Raw genomic sequence first — 18,211 nt, 5'->3', positions numbered from 1 at the left:
CAAAAGGCAGCGGACCGATTCACGATCCATAATAGCTAGTCCACGTGAGATTCAGGAAGCCACCGTCCAGAAAACGCGTGAATAAAAGAGCTATTGGACTTGGGTCGTGACGGCAGCTCGCAGCACATAACCACGGCCGCGAACGGTATGTAGAAGGGGTTCATCGAAGTCGCGATCAATTTTGCCCCGCAATCGCGTGACATGAACTTCAAAGACGTTAGTCACGCCTTCCCAATCGGCTTCCCACAGATGTTCGCAAATCATTTTGCGCGTGAGCACCTGGCCGGCGTTTCTCATCAGGAATTCGAGCAGGCTGAACTCGGTGGGCGTGAGGTCGATCTTTTTCCCCTCGCGTGTTACACGCCGCGTAGAAAGATCGAGAATGAGTTGCCCCACCTCCATGAGTTGCGAACTTTGGTTAATCGACCGCCGGGTGATGGCTACCAACCTCGCGAGCAGTTCAGGAAACGCAAATGGCTTCACCAAGTAATCGTCGCCGCCGGCGTCGAGGCCAGCTACGCGGTCGTCGACCGAACCAAGTGACGTGAGGATCAGCACGGGGGTGTCGATTCCCTGGGCGCGAAGTTATTGCAAGACTTGCATGCCGCCAAGTTCAGGCAGCGCCAAATCAAGGACGATCGCATCGGTCGATTGAGACTGCGCTTTGCTAAGGCCCAACCTGCCATTGGCGACCAGTGCGCACTCATGGCCAGCTTCCTGGAGACCTTGCGCGAGCGCTCGTCCGATTATGGCATCGTCTTCAATCACAAGCCTTTCACGGTGCGATCTCTCAGTTAGGGTTCTTGGTGTCGCACGAGTGGTTTACGGGCTGACTGTCCAGCAGCTAAATATCCGCCTATTGGGCATGACGGGTGAAGTTACCTTTCCGAAAAGTAATTCTAACACTTCCGAAGTTAATTCTAACATCCTCATCTAAGTAAGCTCGGCACTTTGGAGCAATCGAACGCTTCCTTACAGAATTGTAACCGGCATTTCCTTTGCGATACGAGTCGATAGAGCGTACAAGAAGAAGGAGAGTAGGCTGTACTACACTCCCGCCTATAGTTGCCAATCACGACTGCAGGATGCCACGAAACGTGCACGAAGCACAAGTTCAATATCGAATTTGGCCATTAACACCCACCCCTCGCTGAGCTCACCGTGTCTTTGGCTGCCGAGCAAACAGCTCCCTTTGTTTTGAATACGGAGACCTTGACTGGTCTATCGGGTTTGCAGCATGACATCGAGCATGCGGCGCACCTGCTGCCCACGCAGGGACCGATCACGGTGTTTATTCACCACAACACGTTGCACGCCTTCGAGGATTTACCTTTTGAAGAAGCTGTGCTGGAAGCCAAGCGAGTACTCGGCTGCGAGCCGTATCTGAGCGAAGCCCGCTATCGTCGTGAGTTGGAAGAGGGGCGAATTCTTCCCCACGATCTGCACACCGTGTTGTTGGAAGATCTCGATGAAAAGGGTGACGTGCTGATCGGTTGTTTGGGAACCCGGCACGAATTGCAGTTGACGATGCTTCGTTATCCCTTGTTTGACGGTAGCGACGACGAGATTCGCTGGTTTATCAACGAAGCGGACGCGCTGTTTCAATTTCGGACCGAAGTTTCCGCGACGCTGCGAAATCGGCTGTTGGATTCCACCAAACATTGGATCCAACGCGACTTGTTGAGTAACGGCAGGGCGGCCAGCGCTTACGCCCACGAAACGAACATTCATTTTCTAGAAAAGTTCGATGTCGCCAACATTGAGATTTGGAGTGAAGAAACTTCGGAATCGTCAACGCTCCATCTGCTGTGGCAATTGGTGTGGCACGGCGTGAGCCAGGTCCCGACCGAGAAAGTCGACTCGCAAAAGATGGTGCGTCACCGCGATGCCCTGCTGAAACGGACTGGACAAGACATCGACCTGCTCGTGAATGCGGAGCTAACTCGCTTCTGTGCAGCGTATCTGGATCAGGGCTACGCGAGCTGGCAGTTGCCCAAACGCGATGAAGGGTTCTTGGCGGCGTATTGCGCGTTGATGTGCAATTCTCAGCCGGTGGAAGCGTGGCTCGAAGATTTGCCATCTGAATTGAGCAAATTGGCCGAGGGCAAGATAGCCGCGCTCGCATCGATTGCCGAATCGCTGAAATCTCTAGGAGTCTCCGCCGCCGAACAGGGCGAGTACCTGTCGCAAACTTTGCTCGTCCTGAAAGGCTGGGCGGGGATGCTTTGGCAGATGGAAACTAACGGCGAGTGGACCGTCCGCCCTGCCCAGGAAAATACGCTGGTTGAATACCTGGCCGTGCGGCTGATTCTCGAACGGTTGGCCCTTGCTTATGTGGCTGCCGAGGAATTGGGCTTCAAGGGTTCGCTAGCTGAATTAAACACGCTGTGCCAATCGGCAGAGATATCGCAGGACAGTAGCGTCGAACGCAGGGCTTTCCAGGTGTTTCAGCTCGCACAACTTCGATGCTGGAGCCCTGCGGAACTGGACCAGCTCACGGTGCGCGAATGGAAACAGCTTGTTGATGAAGTCGAGTCGTTTCATTCCTTGCGCCGTCGATACTTGTATCACTTGGCTTACGAGCGGCGGTATCGCAACCAAACGATGGATGCCGTTTCCCTTTTTTCGCAACGACATCCTGAGCGAACGGCCGTGAAAAAGAGCCCCGAATCGCCCGCTTACCAAATCGTGTGCTGCATTGATGACCGCGAAGAATCCTTCCGCCGTCAGTTAGAAGAAATCGACCCCGCCGTCGAAACCTTTGGGGTGGCGGGATTTTTTGGCGTCGCGATGTACTACCGCGGTGCCGACGAAGCGCATTATCGCCCCCTTTGCCCGATTGTGATCAAACCTTCGCACTACGTGACCGAAGAGCCTGTTTTCTCACTCGACGGAAGCGGTGCTCGCCAGGCGGATACTCGCCGACGCGTCGGTCGGCTGTCTCATCTGCTTCACTTGCAAACACGGACCGCAACGGGTGGCATTGTCACGGGGCTCTTGGGTTCGATCACGTCGTTGCCGTTGATTTTGCGAATCTTGTTTCCACGAGCGACCGCCAAGATGGGCCGGTTGTATCGGCACGTGGTGAACCCGCCGAAGACACAGCTTCGCCTCGAGCGAAACGGCCCACAACCCGGGCCGCAAAACCATCAGCTTGGTTACACGATCGAAGAAATGGCCAAGATTGTTGAAGGGGGTTTGCGGGCGATTGGGCTCACCAAGAATTTCGCGCCGCTCGTATTCATCATGGGTCATGGTTCGGGGAGCCTCAACAATCCCCACGAAGCGGCGTACGACTGCGGAGCTTGCGGTGGTGGCAAGGGTGGACCCAATGCACGCGCGTTTGCCGCCATGGCCAATGAACCGCGAGTGCGAAATATCTTGGCCCAGCGCGGTTTAACGATCTCCAACGAAGTTTTCTTCATCGGCGGCTTCCACAATACGTGCGACGACAGCCTGACCTATTTTGATCTCGATCGCTTGCCTCCGGTGCAATGGGATTTGTTTTCGCGAGCGAAGATCTCACTCGACGAAGCACGGCAAGCCGATGCCCACGAACGGTGCCGACGTTTTGAATCAGCGCCGTTCACGCTCACGCGCTCGGCGGCGTTGAAGCACGTCGAGAACCGTTCCGAAGACCTCTCGCAGGTCCGGCCCGAGTACTGCCATGCCACAAATGCCGTCTGCATGGTGGGACGCCGGGCACGAACCCGCGGGTTGTTCTTAGATCGCCGGTCATTTCTCACGTCCTACGATCCCACAATCGACGACGAACAAACCTCCATCCTCGCCGGACTGCTGGGCGCGGTGATCCCTGTGTGTGCGGGTATTAGCCTCGAATACTATTTCTCAGCGGTCGACAACGTTGGCTACGGTTGCGGGAGCAAGTTGCCGCACAACCTCACCTCGCTTATCGGAGTGATGGAAGGCGCCGAAAGCGATCTGCGAACCGGCTTGTCCGCTCAAATGGTCGAGATTCACGAACCGGTGCGAATTCTGTTCGTGATCGAGACAACACCCGCTGCGATGCTTTCCATCATGGAGCGCAACGCCACGATCAATCAACTGGTTCGCAATCGCTGGGTGCAGCTGAGTCTCTTGGATCCGCAAAGCGATCAGATGCACATTTTTGCCGACGGCGAGTTCCAGCCTTACCATCCCGAAGAGCGCTCCTTGCCAGTGGTGGCAAGGTCGCCCGATTGGTATCGCGGTTGGCGCAAACATCTCAATTATGCAGAAATCAATCAAGCAGTTTCCCCAACGGAACATGTCGAGGAGATTGCCACACGATGAACACCGATCTGTTGCTCACATTTTTTAGTACGTGTGTTGTTTCCGCGCCGGTGGTGTTGCTGTGCGTGTTGGGATTGTCGGCCCTTGTCGGCAAGCCGCTGAGCGAACGATCAATCAGCAATTGCACGCAAGCCTCGGTACTCGCAGGATTACTCGCCGCGCTGGCGGTCTTGGCCAGTATGTTAATGACCGATTCACGGCACGTGCCGCTCGAACTCGGCAACTGGGTGGTGATCCCCGGCGAGCATTTTCACTTCAGCTTGAAGTTCGTTTTCGACCGGCTGTCGGTTCCCTTTGTGATTCTCACTTACATTTTGGTGGGAACGATTGGTGCATTTGCGAGCCGTTATTTGCACCGCGACGCCGGTTTCCGCCGCTTCTTTTTGCTCTACGCTTTTTTCTTGATGGGCATGGTGCTTGCGACACTTGCCGGAACGATTGAAACTTTGTTCCTCGGTTGGGAACTGGTCGGTCTGTCTTCAGCCTTGTTGGTGGCTTACTTTCATGAACGTCGTGGGCCAGTGGCCAACGGGCAGCGGGTGTGGTCGGTATATCGGTTGGCTGATGCATCGTTTTTGCTCGCTGCGGTGGCGTTGCATCACCTACACGGCAGCGGCGACTTTGACGCAGTCATGGGCTCGGGACCGTGGCCATATGGCCAAGCGACCTTGTCACCGAATCACGCACTCATTGTGGGGTCGTTGCTGCTGATCGCCGCTGCGGGAAAGTCGGCGTTGGTCCCGTTTTCCGGTTGGTTGCCGCGAGCGATGGAAGGCCCGACCCCATCGAGCGCCGTGTTTTACGGTGCCCTCTCGGTCCATTTGGGAACATTCTTGCTGCTCCGGGTCGGTCCACTACTTGAGTTGTCTTACATGCTTTCCGCGGCGGTGATTTTGATTGGGCTTTTGACCGCCGTGTTTGCTGCTTTCGCATCGCGCGTACAAAGCGATGTCAAAAGCGGTTTGGCGTTCGCATCGCTCACCCAGGTGGGGATCATCACCGTCGAAATCGGTTGCGGCCTACGGTATCTGGCACTGATTCACATCATTGGCCACGCGTGCTTGCGAACCCTACAACTTTTGCGGGCTCCCAGTTTGTTGCGAGACTATCGCCAGATGGAAAACGCCATCGGCTCGCACCTTACCGAACATGTTCAACAAGAGCGGCTGGCCAACTACCCTGCCCTTTCCGAGTTTCTCTACCGCTTCTCCTATCGCCGTGGTTGGCTCGACTCGGCTATGGATCGCTGGATCGTGCGGCCGTTCCTCGCCGTGTTTGCATGGTGCAACCGCATGGAGCAAAGTTGGACTACCTTTTTGTGTGGTGAGAAGTCCGATTTCGTTGCAACCGCAGCCAAAGGTGAGGTGAAGTCTTGAACGAACTTCATTTTCCATGGTTGGAGGTTGCAATTTTTCTTCCCTTGATCGGTTCGATCATCGCAGTCCGGGCCGCGGACTCGACGGAAGCACGCCGCATCAGCTTGCTGGTCTCGGCCGTTTCGCTCATTGCCGCGGTTTGTGCCTGGTTCGATCTGGCCTACATTCATTCGTTCGAAGCTCACGACCGCTGGGACCTTTTCGAACAATTGTTCGGCGTCGATTTGTTTGTCGTCGATGAACTGAGCGCTCCGCTCCTGGCGCTCGTGGCACTCCAGTATTTTCTGACCGAACTCGCCACGCTCCGCTCGAAAGTGAAACGCTTTTCCTTTGCGGCGACGCTTGTGTCCGAATCGCTTCTCCTCGCCACGCTAGCCTGCAAGATTCCGTGGGGGATCATCGTGCTCTTAAGTCTGAGCACGATTCCGCCGCTTGTGGAAATCATCCGCCGGAATCGTTCGCCGCGAGTGTTTCTAATTCATATGTTGCTGTTTATCGCCTTGCTTGTGACCGGGCAATACCTGATGACTTCAAGTGAAAACTCATTTTCCACGATCGGCATCAGCTTGCTGGCGGCCGCCGTGCTGCTGCGAAGTGGAGTCGTGCCGGTGCATTGTTGGATGACCGACCTGTTTGAGAAAGCCAGCTTCGGTACGTCGCTGCTATTCGTCACGCCGATGGTGGGCGCTTACGGTGCGATGCGGTTGGTGCTGCCGACCGCACCGGATTGGATCCTCGGTGTGATCGCCGCGTTTTCGCTGCTGACCGCCGTATACGCTTCTGGAATGGCGCTTGTGCAAACCGAGGCACGCCGATTTTTCTGTTATCTGTTTCTCAGCCACGCCTCGCTCGTACTCGTGGGGGTGGAAATCGCCACGCCTATCGGACTGACGGGCGCATTGTGCGTGTGGCTCTCGGTGAGTTTATCGCTCTTGGGATTTGGCCTCACGCTGCGAGCCGTTGAAACTCGCACGGGTCGACTCTCGATAGCCGAATATCATGGCCTTTATGAAGCCGTACCGGTGCTGGCCGGGTTCTTTTTGCTTACAGGCCTCGCGAGCATTGGTTTTCCGGGAACGATTGGCTTCGTTGCGGTCGAACTCTTGGTCGAAGGGGCCGTGCGGGCCTATCCGCTGATCGGGGCCATCGTCTTACTCGCCGCGGCTCTGAACGGCATCGCGGTGCTGCAAGCTTATTTTCGAATCTTCAATGGCAAAGTTCACACCGGCACGATTGATTTGCGTTGCCGCGCGCCGGAGCGCGTTGCCGTGATGGTGCTGAGTTTGTTGATTATCGGCGGCGGTATCGTACCCCAGCCAGGAGTCGCCTCGCGATATCACGCGGCGACGGCCCTCATAAAGAGTCGAACGAAAACATTGGCCGCGTCTACTCCGAAGAGCGACGACGTTGTCGCGACTTGGGCCGTAAGCGAGCCAATCCCAAACACAAGTCCAGAAATACGTGAGTAATAAAAATCCTGACGAGCGTGTGTCTCGCCGGGAATGTCCTAGAAAGGTTGGTCGTTAGAAATGTCCGCCGCAGTAGTAGAGACGAAAGAGATGACCAGTGAAATTCCCGTGGGAAATGCCGCCGGATTCACTAAATATTTTAAATTCGACGCCATCTCGGGATTCTTGGTTTTCCTGATCGCCCTTCCGTTGTGCTTGGGCATCTCGCTCGCGTGTGGCTATCCGCCTCTGGCGGGAATTTTCACGGCGATCATCGGTGCGCTAATCACCACATTCATGAGTAATTCCGAGCTCACGATCAAAGGCCCCGCGGCAGGCTTGATTGTGATCGCCATTGGCTGCATTGAGAGTTTCGGCGGCGATGGGATCTCGGGCGGGTTCAGCGCGACCGATATGACGGCCTACAAAGCAGCACTGGCCGTTGGCGTAGCTGCAGCGGCCTTGCAAATTGTTGCCGGCCTGTTGAAGGCCGGCGCGCTTGGCGATTTGTTTCCGAACTCGGCCGTGCATGGCATGTTGGCGGCCATCGGCGTAATTATTATCGCAAAACAAATTCCCGTCGCGCTGGGTGTTGCCGCCAAGGGTGAGCCGCTCGAATTGTTGGGTAAGATCCCCGCATTCTTCCGAGAAGCCAATCCCGCCATCGCGGCAATCGGGCTCGTCAGCCTCGCCGTCATGTTCGTGTGGCCGATGATGAGAAGCCGGTTCGCGTTTTGTAAAGCAATCCCCGCGCCGCTGGTGGTATTGGTTGTGGCAGTGCCGATGGGTATGGGCTTTGATTTGCTCCACGAACATTCCTACATCATGCAGGGCCACAAATATCAGCTGAGCGAACAGTTTTTGGTATCGATGCCCAGCCGTCCTTTCGGCATGTTCGACGAAATCACGTTCCCCGACTTTTCGGCCCTCTTGCAACCCAAAGCGTGGAAGTGGGTTTTCATGTTTCTGATGATTGGCACGCTCGAATCGGCTCTCAGCGCGAAAGCCATCGACTTGATCGATCCCTGGAAACGCAAAACCAACCTCAATCGCGATATCGTGGCCGTGGGAACGGCGAACTTGTTCGCGGCGCTTGTCGGTGGCCTGCCGATGATTTCGGAAATCGTTCGCAGTCGGTCGAATATCGACAATGGTGCCCGCACCCGATTTGCTAACATGTGGCACGGTGTGTTCCTGCTCGTATTTGTGGCCCTGATTCCCGTGCTGCTGCACAAAATTCCGCTCGCAGCCCTGGCGGCAATGCTGATCTACACGGGCTATCGGTTGGCCCATCCTTCCGAGTTCGCACACGCCTGGCATATCGGTCCGGAGCAGATGGCCGTCTTCCTGGCAACGATTGTGGGCGTGTTGGCGACCGACCTCTTAATCGGTATTTTCATCGGCATCGGTGTCGAACTGTTCGTGCACCTTATCAACGGCGTACCGCTCACTTCGCTGCTGAAACCCTCGCTGGAAATATCCGAGCAAGGCGATAACACGTCGGTCATTGCCTTGAGTAAGGGAGCGACCTTTACCAATTGGATTCCGCTGCGTCGAGCGATCGAGAACGCCGGCCTGGCGCAAAAGCGAAACCTTGTGGTCGATCTTTCCAACACAAAGTTGGTGGATCACAGCACGATGAACAAGCTCTCCGACATGCAGCGCGATTTCAAACGTGAAGGTCTCACCCTGGAAGTCATCGGCCTCGACGACCACAAGCAATTTTCCAAACATGCCCAAGCCGCTCGCAAGCGGGTCGTGGTGAAAAGCTGAAAAACGGAATCCGTTCGTAACATGGCAAAGAAAAGCAAATCGTCCACCGGAGTGATCCAGCCCGAGCGCCTCTACTCCCGGCGGGCCTTTATCGAGGCCACCGGCATTTCGCCGAAACGCCTACGCAAGGCTCGCCGCCGCGGCGTCGAACCGCTATGGCTCACCGTGGGCAAGCAAAAATTCCTCTTCGGCAGTGCCGCGATCCAATACATCGTGTCACTCTCGGAGCTAGAACAAGCCACTCCGTGCCATGAACTGGATAGCAAGATCGAACCGCTCATTCAGCCTCAACGTATCCAAGGTCTCAGACTCCGTCGTCCTTTGAACCTTAGCTTTTCACGATGAGTTTAGAAAATGAGAGATTAATATGAAGTCACTGCTAAAGACGACGATGAGGCTTGCCGCGTTTGCGGCACCGTTAAGTACTAAGGCTGACGATGTGCCCCAAGAGAGCAAACTGACCATGGCCAAGATCGTAACGAAGCTTAAAAAAGCCGGTTACGATCCGATTGTTGATATTTCGTTTGATGATGGATCCTGGGAAGTCGAAGCTTATAAAATGACGCGGCAGTCGAACTGCGCGTTGATCGTAAGACGGGCGAAGTAAATTCGGAACATCGTGATGATCGCGATCGCCGTCCACCAGCAAAGGCAAGAACGTCGATCAAAACTTTCTCTACGGTCCTCAGAATCCAAAAACTTGAAGAACGCATTCATGAGCTGGAATCCAAAGAGAAAGAATAACGCATCTTGCCAATTGCGTATCCCCTTGAATGAGGAATTCTCGGAGTGTTAGATTGCTATTACGTTAGTTACTCGCCAGAGTATCAAATTCACAGGGAGTACCGCGTCAATGAGTCTCTATAAAGTCATTGAATTAGTAGGAACCAGCGAGGTTTCTTGGGAGGATGCCGCGCGGCATGCGGTCGAGACAGCGCAAAAGAGCCTTCACGATTTGCGGATTGCTGAGGTCAAGAAAATGGATCTCAAGATTGAAGACGGAAAGATCATGTACCGTACGAGGCTTGACCTCTCCTTTAAATACATCCATGGAGAGTGACTTGAGCGAGGCTAGTCACATGCTGTTGATTTGTCCTTTGTTCCATTTATCTTCCGTCATTGGAATGCGAACATTAAGTTCGCAAGAGGTGTGCAAATTCTATTATGAGCATCCGTAAGAAATTACTGGACGAACTTGCAGAGCGTCGTCGATCAGCGTCAGAGGGTGGCGGACAAGCCAGGTTGGAGAAACAACGCGCCCGAGGACAGCTCACGGCACGTGAGCGTCTCAATCGTTTGTTTGACCATGAAACTTTTCAGGAATGGGGCATGCATGTCGAGCATGCATGCCATGATTTCGGCCTGGAGAATGTGCTTCTGCCTTGCGACGGAGTCATCACTGGCGTTGGCCGAGTCTATGGCAGGCCCGTGGCTTCGTTCAGCCAGGATTCTACAGTCGGTGGCGGCGCCTTAGGCCAGCGGCACGCTAAGAAAATTTGCGATGTTATGGATTATGCCCTGGAATGCGGCATGCCTTTGGTGGCTATTAATGATTCTGGCGGTGCCCGGATTCAAGAAGCCGTTGAATCGCTTTCCGGGTATGGTGAGGTTTTCTATCGCAACGTCATGTTGTCGGGTTCCGTACCGCAGATCGCCATTATCGCTGGCAATTGCGCGGGAGGGGCCGCCTACTCGCCTGCTTTAATGGACTTTCTGATCATGACTCGCGAAAACGCCAATATGTTTATATGTGGCCCGCAAGTGATTAAGGCCGTCACGGGTGTCGATGCGACTATGGAAGAAATCGGCGGCGCGGCGGCGAACGCCAGTATAAGCGGCAACGTCCATTTTGTCGCCGACAATGACGAGCATGCCATTCAGATTGCGCAGGAATTGCTCTCCTATCTGCCGCCTAACAATATCGAAGATCCACCTCATCGCCCCCTTGATGAAATCTCACTCGACCCCGATGAAGATCTGAACGATTTGGTTCCAGAAGATCCCAAAGCTCCCCTGGATATGTACGCGATTATCGGCCGCCTCAGCGATGAGAGTCGATTCCTTGAAGTGCATCGGGATTTTGCGGCTAATCTGATCGTATGCTTCGCGCGAATTGACGGCATAGTCGTAGGCATCATTGCCAATCAGCCAAACGTGAAGGCGGGATCGCTCGATATCGACGCTTCCGACAAAGGGGCACGCTTTATCCGCTTTTGCAATGCATTCAATATTCCACTCGTTACGCTAGTTGATATTCCTGGTTTCTTGCCCGGCGTGGGACAGGAAAGGGGTGGAATTATCCGTCACGGAGCAAAAATGCTGTTTGCTTATGCGTCGGCAACCGTGCCCAAGATTACGGTCATCATTCGCAAGGCGTATGGTGGTTCCTATCTAGCCATGTGTAGCCGCGATCTTCGAGCAGACATCGTGCTCGCCTGGCCCACGGCCGAAATCGCTGTGATGGGGGCAGAGGGTGCCGTAAATGTCTTATACCGTAAAGAATTGGATGCCTCCGATGACAAAGCGGCTTTACGTAAACAGTTCATTGAAGAATTCCAAGAGAAGTTTGCTTCTCCCTATATGGCAGCCTCGCATGGTATGATTACCGATGTCATTGCTCCCTCTGAGACTCGTGGGATTGTCTCACTGGCGCTGCGAAACTCGCTTACCAAGAGCGCCACTCGTCCGCCGAAAAAGCATGGCTTGATACCACTATGATGCTGATGTCTCTCGTAATCTCTGCGGTCGCTGTTAACGAAGACTCCACATTTAGTGAATTGAGCCAGTTCTCGTTGACCGGTTCGTTTGTTGTATTCTTCGTTTTGGGTCTACTGGCCATCTTTTGTGGCGTTATAGGTTACGTATTTCAGATTTTAGCCCGTCAGCGGACCTCTAAGGCTGTTTCTCCAATCGCGGAATCGGAAGAGGCCGAGGAAGTCGTGGCCGTGATCGCCGCGGCGGTTGCCGAGGTCCTATCCGTGCCTCACCGCATCGTTTACATAAGGGGTCTAACATCAGGAGGTATGGAGCGAGCTTTGGAAGGTCGTTTCCAGCACCATATTTCGCACAAGTTGCCGAGAACAGGTCGCACGCCTCCCTGATCTTTAAGTCGTCGACAAGTCAAATGCTTGCCTACAACACAAGATACAAACTTTGAAGCCTTTGCCAATTTCTGAGGGTATTATGAAGAAGCTGAGAATCACGATTGGCAAGAAAACTTATGACGTCACGGTTGAAGATTTGACTGACGAAACAGGTTTGCTCGCCCCTGTGAAACATGCTCAACCAGCGGCGATCTCGCCGTCTTCCTCTCCCCAAGTCCCTCCAGCAGTTAGTGCCGTTCCGCAGGGCAAAGTTGCTCCCGGCACCATTTGTAGCCCGATGGCCGGCACGGTGGTCAAGGTACTCGTCGAAGCCGGCGATCAAGTACGCCTCGATCAACCACTGATGATTTTGGATGCCATGAAAATGGAAAATCACATCATGGCGTCAACATCTGGGACTGTCAAAACTGTGCATGTCAAACAGGGTGAGTCGGTGGCAGAAGGTGAAGCACTTTTCGTGCTGGAGTAGTGCGACTCTATGATTCAGGAAATTCTGGAACTGACGGCTATTGAACTCATTACCTGGCGAATGCTGGTCATGTGGTTGGTCTGCGGTGTGATGTTTTATCTGGCGATCGCGAAGCAGTTTGAACCGATGCTGCTGATTCCGATTGCCTTCGGAGCCTTGCTTGCCAATCTGCCTACGCTCGGAATTCTGAACGAACCTCACAATGGTGAACCGGGAGGCTTATATTACTATCTGTACAAAGGCATTGAGTGGGAAATCTACCCACCGCTGATCTTCTTGGGAGTCGGGGCACTCACTGATTTCGGGCCACTGATAGCCAATCCGCGTACTTTGCTGCTTGGCGCCGCGGCTCAAGCCGGCGTGATTGTCACTTTTCTTGGTGCCTCGGCGATTGGTTTTACTCCAAAAGAAGCGGCATCGATTGGCATAATCGGCGGAGCAGACGGCCCCACTTCCATCTTTACCGCGAACAAGCTGGCGCCAGAGTTAGTAGGTCCGATTGCTGTAGCCGCGTACTCTTATATGGCGTTGGTGCCTTTGATTCAGCCACCTATCATGCGTGCCTTAACCACAATGAAAGAACGCAAGATACGCATGAAATCGCTGCGAAGCGTTTCCAAGCTGGAACGCTTAATATTCGCGTTTTCAACGATGGTAATCTGTATCCTCATTGTGCCTTCGGCATCCGCATTAATTGCCATGCTGATGTTGGGAAATATCTTTCGCGAAAGTGGCGTCGTAGAACGCCTAACAAAAGCAAGTCAGAATGAATTGATTAATATCGTCACGATTTTCCTGGGTACAAGTGTTGGCATCACCATGAGCGGAGATTCCTTTCTGCAGGCCAGTACGCTTAAGATTCAGGCGATGGGGGTCGTTGCTTTTGGGATCTCAACCGCTGGTGGCGTGTTGATGGCCAAGGTTATGAATTTAGTCAGTCCCAACCAACTCATTAATCCACTTATCGGATCAGCCGGTGTATCGGCAGTTCCGATGGCTGCGCGCGTTTCGCAGGTGGAAGGCCAACGCGTCGATCCGCAAAATTTTCTCCTTATGCATGCGATGGGACCTAACGTTGCCGGAGTCATCGGCACGGCAGTTGTCGCGGGATATTTTATCGCAAGACTTTCTTCCCCGTGAAATGACTGCCTGGCCCGTATTCTGCAGTCGGCCTTGGTTGCCAATTCTTGGTGAAACCGGGCCATACTCCGGGCTTTTTGCGAATGCCTGTCGTGGTTCTTAAATTCTCAATTTTTCGTGGAATGAACGATTTTTTTACGATTGTTAGATGGTACGTTAGGGAAAGTGACAATACAGTTTTGTATCTTCGAGAGATTTAAGTACTCGTTGAGGACTTAGGGCTTCAACTCCTTTTATTAAAACTTTCAGAAGCTAAATAGGCGTCATACGAGGTCCCCCCATCCACGCTCCTCCATGTTGTCAATCGAACCTCTCTGGGGAAGTGCTGAAGTGATTGAATTTCTAGGTATCAGTGCCAGGAAGTTTGCCTATTTGAGGGCACAAGGCGAAATGGTCCCACCTATCACCAAGATTGGCCGATCTCTGCGATTCGCTCCCGATGAGGTTCGTGCCTGGGTGCAGGCAGGATGCCCATCGGCAAGCGAATGGAACGATATGAACAGGTGTGATGAATAGGGTGCTCACAGGGTAATTGCGGAGTGAGGTAGCGGAATGATTTATTGGGGATTTGGCATGCTCCTGATCTCCCGAGAGTTCGTTTATGGCTGATATCTTCAAACCAACGTTTCACCGTGAAGTGCCTTCGACAGCGACAATTGTCGAACGATCCGGTAAGAAATTCGCCAGATTCAAGAATTCCAGCGGCCGTGTTATCGAAGGCGAACTCGTCGGTGATGGTCAGCGTTGCCGCGTGGAAACTAGCGAATTCTATGGCCGCATAAAGCATCCCGATGGGCGTACTCGCCGCGTACCTTTGGGTGTCACGGATAAAGAAGCTGCTCGGCAGTTAAGGATCAAGCTTCAGAAACAGGCCGATCAGCAAAAGGCAGGGATCATTGATCCGTTCGCTGGTCACCTGAGGCGGCCGCTCATCGGCTCAGCTAAACCTTTCCCTAAACGGTCCCACCAGCGTGATTCCCATGGTCGCATTGTCAAGTTTGCGAGCCAATTGGCGATCGAGGATATAGAACGAGCCATCGCTGGCAGCCATCTGGCGGATTACCGATCCCACCTGCAAGGTGCTGGCCGCTCGGTAACGCACATTATGGAAATCCTGCGAATCATTCGCCGCGTCTTCATTGCCTGCAAGTTCCAAGGGATTAGTGACTTAGATGCCAATGTTTTCGACAAGTATTTAGCCGCTCTGATTGCCGATGGTAAGAGCTTTCGCACTCGGAATGCCGCTCTGAAATCAGTACGAGCGTTTATCCGCTGGTTGGTCAAATCTGATCGCCTCCTTGAAGATCCCTTCAAAATGCTTTCGGCCATTAATGAGCAGTCCGATCCTAATCGGCGTCAACGACGACCACTTGAACCAGGTGAATTTACTCGGCTCATTGCCGCCACTGAGAACGGCAAGATGATCGAATCGATCTCCGGTTCGGAACGAGCGATTCTTTACCTTGTTGCCGCGTGGACGGGCCTGCGTCGTAAGGAGTTGGCTGCTATCACTCCCGCCAATCTTACCTTGGATTGTGAGCCTCCCTGCATTCATATTCGGGCATCATCCACCAAAGCCAAGCGGGACGACCAGCCGATTCCCCTGCACCCCATGGTGGCCCAAAAGCTCCGTAAATGACTGGTCATTCGGAATGCGAGTCCCAATGAGAGAATCTTCCATCTCATGACCCGCAGTGGTCGCTTGCGGAAGACTAGTAAGCTCATGGAAATCGACTGCACTGCCGCTGGCTTGCCTTATGTTGGGGACCTGGGAGTGGCGGACTTTCACAGCCATCGGATGGCGTTCATTACCAACCTGTGCCGGTGCGCCGATTTCTCAACTGTGGTTGATTTTGCGCGGCACAGTGACCCCAAGTTGACCTCGAAAATCTACGATCGGGTCCGTTTAGAAAACCGGGTCGCGGCGATCAACAGCCTGATGCCACCCGGCATTGTCGGCTGATCTCACGTGCCGATATTCCCCAAAATATTTTGCCGAGAAGCTAATTGTCGATGAGTACTCGGCGTTTTGTTTGAGGAGATGAGTTTTGACACACCGTTGTCCGAAGATTTTTCGCCAGAGCGACTCGCGGCGACGAGTGTCGAAAATACGAACGGATCAAAAGACGCCCATCTTCTAAGATGTCTCTTAAATCCGCATTCACCTGCGTTCTCTAAGTCGAACAAAAGTAACTGCGCACAGGCAACTCGCAGTCACCTGTACGCAGTGTCGTTTTTCAATTTTAGTGTGAAGTGGAGCTAAACCAAACGCCGCTTGAACGCGAATGCCAAGCCGATCACGAGTAGTCCCAGAGAACTTGGCTCGGGCACCACGGTGATTGTCGCGCTAAAGATGAGTCCGCTGACTCCGATACCCCCATCGCGCTGATAAAAATACAGGTAGTTCTGCCCAGGGGTCACGTTCGCCGTGATATCCACGATATGCGTGGTGGGGACTGCATAGTTGAAGTCGGCAGGTGTCAGAGTCGACAGACCGCTGGGAACACCGTTCACGTAGAGACCATCGGGGTTTGGTCCTCCACCGAGAGCGTCACCGAGCCAATCGTCGACACCACCTTCCACGACCAACGTTGCGTTAGAGAAGGTGGCCGAGTTGATGAAAAAGGGAACGGCATAAAGGGCGGATCCTGCGGGAATGCCATAACCACTCGAGGGATCGTATTCAAAATTGATCCAGCGAGCGAGCGGATCACTCAGCGGCGCGACGGCTCCTCCCATCCAAACTGACAAAGGAGTGATCACTCTTGCGCTGAGACCAGTATTGGTGGCGGCATAGTCTGCCGGTGTAAATGGAGTTCCTAAAACAGGCGATCCACCAGGATTTCCCCACGGGTTGAAATTTACGATATCATCGAGTGAACCTGGGGCACCGGGAACACCACCCGATTGACCGCTACGAACAGTGATGACTTCAACTGCCGAACTGATGCTCGGCGTCAGGCAGGACCACACCAATGCTGCAATGAGGCAAAAGAAAGACAAAGACAGATTTTTTTTCATTAGACAAACCTCTCAGTAGTGTAGTGAAGCTTCATACACGAAGCCGAAAAGTCCCAGATGGGTTGAACTTGAAACCGATCCAGGCCGACAAGCGTTACCATCTTAACATCGTGCCTCCCCGTGTCTGTAGCGATTGGGGACTTCTTGACGTTTTTCGGCGTGATGTCTGGCTGCGGCGCTTCGCTAGCTGGAGAAGGGACCGGGAGGGTTGTCTTCCAGCTTCAAATGCTAGATTGGCCTAGACCTTCGCCCTGGGGAACCGCATTTTCCATTCATTGATATACTCAAGAGTTGCGTCCCATGACCACAGGCGGTGAACAATACACTACCCGTTGCAATATCTGATCAGACGTTTCACGGGAGTCTCGGATATCACTTTCTTAAAACGCTGCTGGAATCTCTTAAACTTGGCTTCTCACAACGAGCCTTTTGGCCGTGTGGGTCGTGGAACGAGAACAGAAACTCCTCAGAATACCGGTCCACTTGTTCGCCACTTGTTCTCTCTTCGGGTTCCGCCTGCTCGTAGCTTGTCCGAGCACTTGCGCAAGATTGCAACTTATTGCCACATTGCACCTTTGAGAATAGGCACAGATATCGTGGAGAAGGGCATCGAAGAGGCAAACAGCTATTCTCGAAACAACTTAAGAAAGTGCTCCCTGTTGGAATCGAACCAACAACCTACTGATTAAGAGAAACCGAACCCTCTATGAAATCCCAAGAAAACAAGCGTTTTCCACGTCCCAGAATAGCGGTTTCTTCCAAGTTTTCCACCCCATTCCTGACCTGATTCCTGACCCACGGTCGAGCTTTTTGGCATCTGAATGACCCCCACTGCGGTCGCAATACTAAGGCAGAACACGCTCACTCATGTCGACTGTCTATATACAAAGAGATAAGCGAAGGATCGTATCGGCAACAAATTTTGCTACCGTTCCTGCGACGGTACTTAGGGCATGGCGATGATAGTCGGGGATGGGATCTCCCAGGAGAAATTTGCGGAGCTGAACAGCGGTCAGATTTAGCGCTTCCCGGCTAGCGTTTCCCTAATGGCACTGCAAATAATCGCTCTTGCCAGCGTTACTCGACAACCTAGGCTGATCGAAAACTTGGAATTACAAATATGAACCGACGACCTTGATGTTATGAGGCAAGTCAGGGTTTTTCAAATTAGACCTATTTTTACCGAAGTAAATGTATTTTACTTTCCCGTTTAGATGTCTGCAATCGTCATCAAGTTTTGTTCAGCTTTCTCAAGTTTCATCATTAATACCCCTGCCATAGGAGGATGTAACTTGTCGTCGGTTACTAGGTGACTTCCTGTTAAGTGGGTGCGTTTTGTATCCGTCCCAGGGACCACACCTGTAAAAACCGTGGAATGCTAGTGCATCCCGCTGAAAACAACGTTGATGGCTTTGGCGACCAGTCTCTCCGCCCAGAGCCAGCGTGCGTGGCCGTTTCGAACTACGCCTAGGTGACAATTGTCACGCCCTTCTGAGCGAGCTGCGTATGCCAGATAATGTTCTTCGGTGTGTCGCACCTAAGCAGGAACCTTTCAACCACCGACGCCCAGATTGATGACCCTACCGT

At 53.3% G+C, this 18,211-nt stretch carries 17 protein-coding genes; 14 read left to right on the top strand and 3 right to left on the bottom strand.

The features are described from left to right. Positions 1-90: 90 nt before the first annotated feature. Positions 91-558, bottom strand: coding sequence for a winged helix-turn-helix domain-containing protein (locus SH678x_RS19255; RefSeq protein ID WP_496920080.1), 468 nt, complete (start codon positions 556-558; stop codon positions 91-93). A 27-nt stretch (positions 559-585) separates the two neighbouring features. Continuing rightward, entirely contained in the window at positions 586-768 is a 183-nt protein-coding gene (locus tag SH678x_RS19250; RefSeq protein WP_496920079.1) for a response regulator, read from the bottom strand. A gap of 444 nt (positions 769-1,212) precedes the next feature. Between SH678x_RS19250 and SH678x_RS19245 the strand changes: the two genes are divergently transcribed. The 14 genes from SH678x_RS19245 (at position 1,213) to SH678x_RS19180 (ending at position 15,566) form a co-directional block, all read left to right on the top strand. Next, entirely contained in the window at positions 1,213-4,293 is a 3,081-nt protein-coding gene (locus SH678x_RS19245; RefSeq protein ID WP_496920078.1) for a DUF2309 domain-containing protein, read from the top strand. Beyond that, positions 4,290-5,669: a proton-conducting transporter transmembrane domain-containing protein gene (locus SH678x_RS19240; RefSeq protein WP_496920077.1), complete on the top strand. Its 1,380-nt coding sequence runs from the start codon at positions 4,290-4,292 to the stop codon at positions 5,667-5,669. Before SH678x_RS19245 ends, SH678x_RS19240 begins: the two co-directional genes overlap by 4 nt. Continuing rightward, complete coding sequence (locus SH678x_RS19235) at positions 5,666-7,138, top strand: proton-conducting transporter transmembrane domain-containing protein (protein WP_496920076.1); 1,473 nt, start codon at positions 5,666-5,668, stop codon at positions 7,136-7,138. Before SH678x_RS19240 ends, SH678x_RS19235 begins: the two co-directional genes overlap by 4 nt. Before the next feature lie 90 nt (positions 7,139-7,228). Further along, positions 7,229-8,890, top strand: coding sequence for a SulP family inorganic anion transporter (locus SH678x_RS19230; RefSeq protein ID WP_496920075.1), 1,662 nt, complete (start codon positions 7,229-7,231; stop codon positions 8,888-8,890). 21 nt (positions 8,891-8,911) lie between these two features. After that, positions 8,912-9,235 (top strand): hypothetical protein, encoded by a 324-nt coding sequence (locus tag SH678x_RS19225; RefSeq protein WP_496920074.1) that lies wholly within the window; start codon positions 8,912-8,914, stop codon positions 9,233-9,235. A gap of 22 nt (positions 9,236-9,257) precedes the next feature. Next, positions 9,258-9,497: a PepSY domain-containing protein gene (locus tag SH678x_RS19220; protein WP_496920073.1), complete on the top strand. Its 240-nt coding sequence runs from the start codon at positions 9,258-9,260 to the stop codon at positions 9,495-9,497. A gap of 246 nt (positions 9,498-9,743) precedes the next feature. Beyond that, positions 9,744-9,950 (top strand): dodecin family protein, encoded by a 207-nt coding sequence (locus SH678x_RS19215; protein ID WP_496920072.1) that lies wholly within the window; start codon positions 9,744-9,746, stop codon positions 9,948-9,950. A gap of 104 nt (positions 9,951-10,054) precedes the next feature. Beyond that, positions 10,055-11,608 carry an acyl-CoA carboxylase subunit beta gene (locus SH678x_RS19210; protein WP_496920071.1) on the top strand — a complete coding sequence of 518 codons (1,554 nt, stop codon included), beginning with the start codon at positions 10,055-10,057 and terminating at the stop codon, positions 11,606-11,608. Further along, entirely contained in the window at positions 11,605-11,991 is a 387-nt protein-coding gene (locus tag SH678x_RS19205) for an OadG family transporter subunit (RefSeq protein WP_496920070.1), read from the top strand. The genes SH678x_RS19210 and SH678x_RS19205 overlap by 4 nt, the downstream gene beginning before the upstream one ends. Before the next feature lie 52 nt (positions 11,992-12,043). After that, positions 12,044-12,463: a biotin/lipoyl-containing protein gene (locus tag SH678x_RS19200; protein ID WP_496920069.1), complete on the top strand. Its 420-nt coding sequence runs from the start codon at positions 12,044-12,046 to the stop codon at positions 12,461-12,463. Between the two features lie 9 nt (positions 12,464-12,472). After that, positions 12,473-13,603 (top strand): sodium ion-translocating decarboxylase subunit beta, encoded by a 1,131-nt coding sequence (locus SH678x_RS19195; RefSeq protein WP_496920068.1) that lies wholly within the window; start codon positions 12,473-12,475, stop codon positions 13,601-13,603. Positions 13,604-13,897: 294 nt separating this feature from the next. Continuing rightward, a complete protein-coding gene (locus tag SH678x_RS19190) occupies positions 13,898-14,119 on the top strand; it encodes a helix-turn-helix transcriptional regulator (RefSeq protein ID WP_496920067.1) in 222 nt (73 codons plus the stop codon). An 85-nt stretch (positions 14,120-14,204) separates the two neighbouring features. Continuing rightward, the gene (locus tag SH678x_RS19185; protein ID WP_496920066.1) at positions 14,205-15,242 is read left to right on the top strand and encodes a tyrosine-type recombinase/integrase; all 1,038 of its coding nucleotides are present in this window, start codon (positions 14,205-14,207) and stop codon (positions 15,240-15,242) included. 45 nt (positions 15,243-15,287) lie between these two features. Then, the gene (locus SH678x_RS19180) at positions 15,288-15,566 is read left to right on the top strand and encodes a hypothetical protein (RefSeq protein WP_496920065.1); all 279 of its coding nucleotides are present in this window, start codon (positions 15,288-15,290) and stop codon (positions 15,564-15,566) included. 296 nt (positions 15,567-15,862) lie between these two features. On the opposite strand, the gene SH678x_RS19175 is transcribed toward SH678x_RS19180, so the two are convergent. Next, positions 15,863-16,624, bottom strand: a complete 762-nt coding sequence (locus SH678x_RS19175; protein ID WP_496920064.1) for a PEP-CTERM sorting domain-containing protein — start codon at positions 16,622-16,624, stop codon at positions 15,863-15,865. Positions 16,625-18,211 lie beyond the last annotated feature (1,587 nt).

Source organism: Bythopirellula superficialaquae, from assembly GCF_059632245.1.
The sequence above is the reverse complement of the archived record's forward strand: the minus strand, read 5'-3'. Positions and strand labels throughout refer to the sequence as shown.

What these genes read in the sequence shown, in the direction of transcription:
- SH678x_RS19240 (WP_496920077.1), top strand. Translation starts at nt 4,290, where the DNA reads ATGAACACCGATCTGTTGCTCACATTTTTTAGTACGTGTGTTGTTTCC.
- SH678x_RS19230 (WP_496920075.1), top strand. Translation starts at nt 7,229, where the DNA reads ATGACCAGTGAAATTCCCGTGGGAAATGCCGCCGGATTCACTAAATAT.
- SH678x_RS19225 (WP_496920074.1), top strand. Translation starts at nt 8,912, where the DNA reads ATGGCAAAGAAAAGCAAATCGTCCACCGGAGTGATCCAGCCCGAGCGC.
- SH678x_RS19220 (WP_496920073.1), top strand. Translation starts at nt 9,258, where the DNA reads ATGAAGTCACTGCTAAAGACGACGATGAGGCTTGCCGCGTTTGCGGCA.
- SH678x_RS19215 (WP_496920072.1), top strand. Translation starts at nt 9,744, where the DNA reads ATGAGTCTCTATAAAGTCATTGAATTAGTAGGAACCAGCGAGGTTTCT.
- SH678x_RS19210 (WP_496920071.1), top strand. Translation starts at nt 10,055, where the DNA reads ATGAGCATCCGTAAGAAATTACTGGACGAACTTGCAGAGCGTCGTCGA.
- SH678x_RS19205 (WP_496920070.1), top strand. Translation starts at nt 11,605, where the DNA reads ATGATGCTGATGTCTCTCGTAATCTCTGCGGTCGCTGTTAACGAAGAC.
- SH678x_RS19195 (WP_496920068.1), top strand. Translation starts at nt 12,473, where the DNA reads ATGATTCAGGAAATTCTGGAACTGACGGCTATTGAACTCATTACCTGG.
- SH678x_RS19190 (WP_496920067.1), top strand. Translation starts at nt 13,898, where the DNA reads ATGTTGTCAATCGAACCTCTCTGGGGAAGTGCTGAAGTGATTGAATTT.
- SH678x_RS19185 (WP_496920066.1), top strand. Translation starts at nt 14,205, where the DNA reads ATGGCTGATATCTTCAAACCAACGTTTCACCGTGAAGTGCCTTCGACA.
- SH678x_RS19180 (WP_496920065.1), top strand. Translation starts at nt 15,288, where the DNA reads ATGACCCGCAGTGGTCGCTTGCGGAAGACTAGTAAGCTCATGGAAATC.
- SH678x_RS19175 (WP_496920064.1), bottom strand. Translation starts at nt 16,624, where the DNA reads ATGAAAAAAAATCTGTCTTTGTCTTTCTTTTGCCTCATTGCAGCATTG.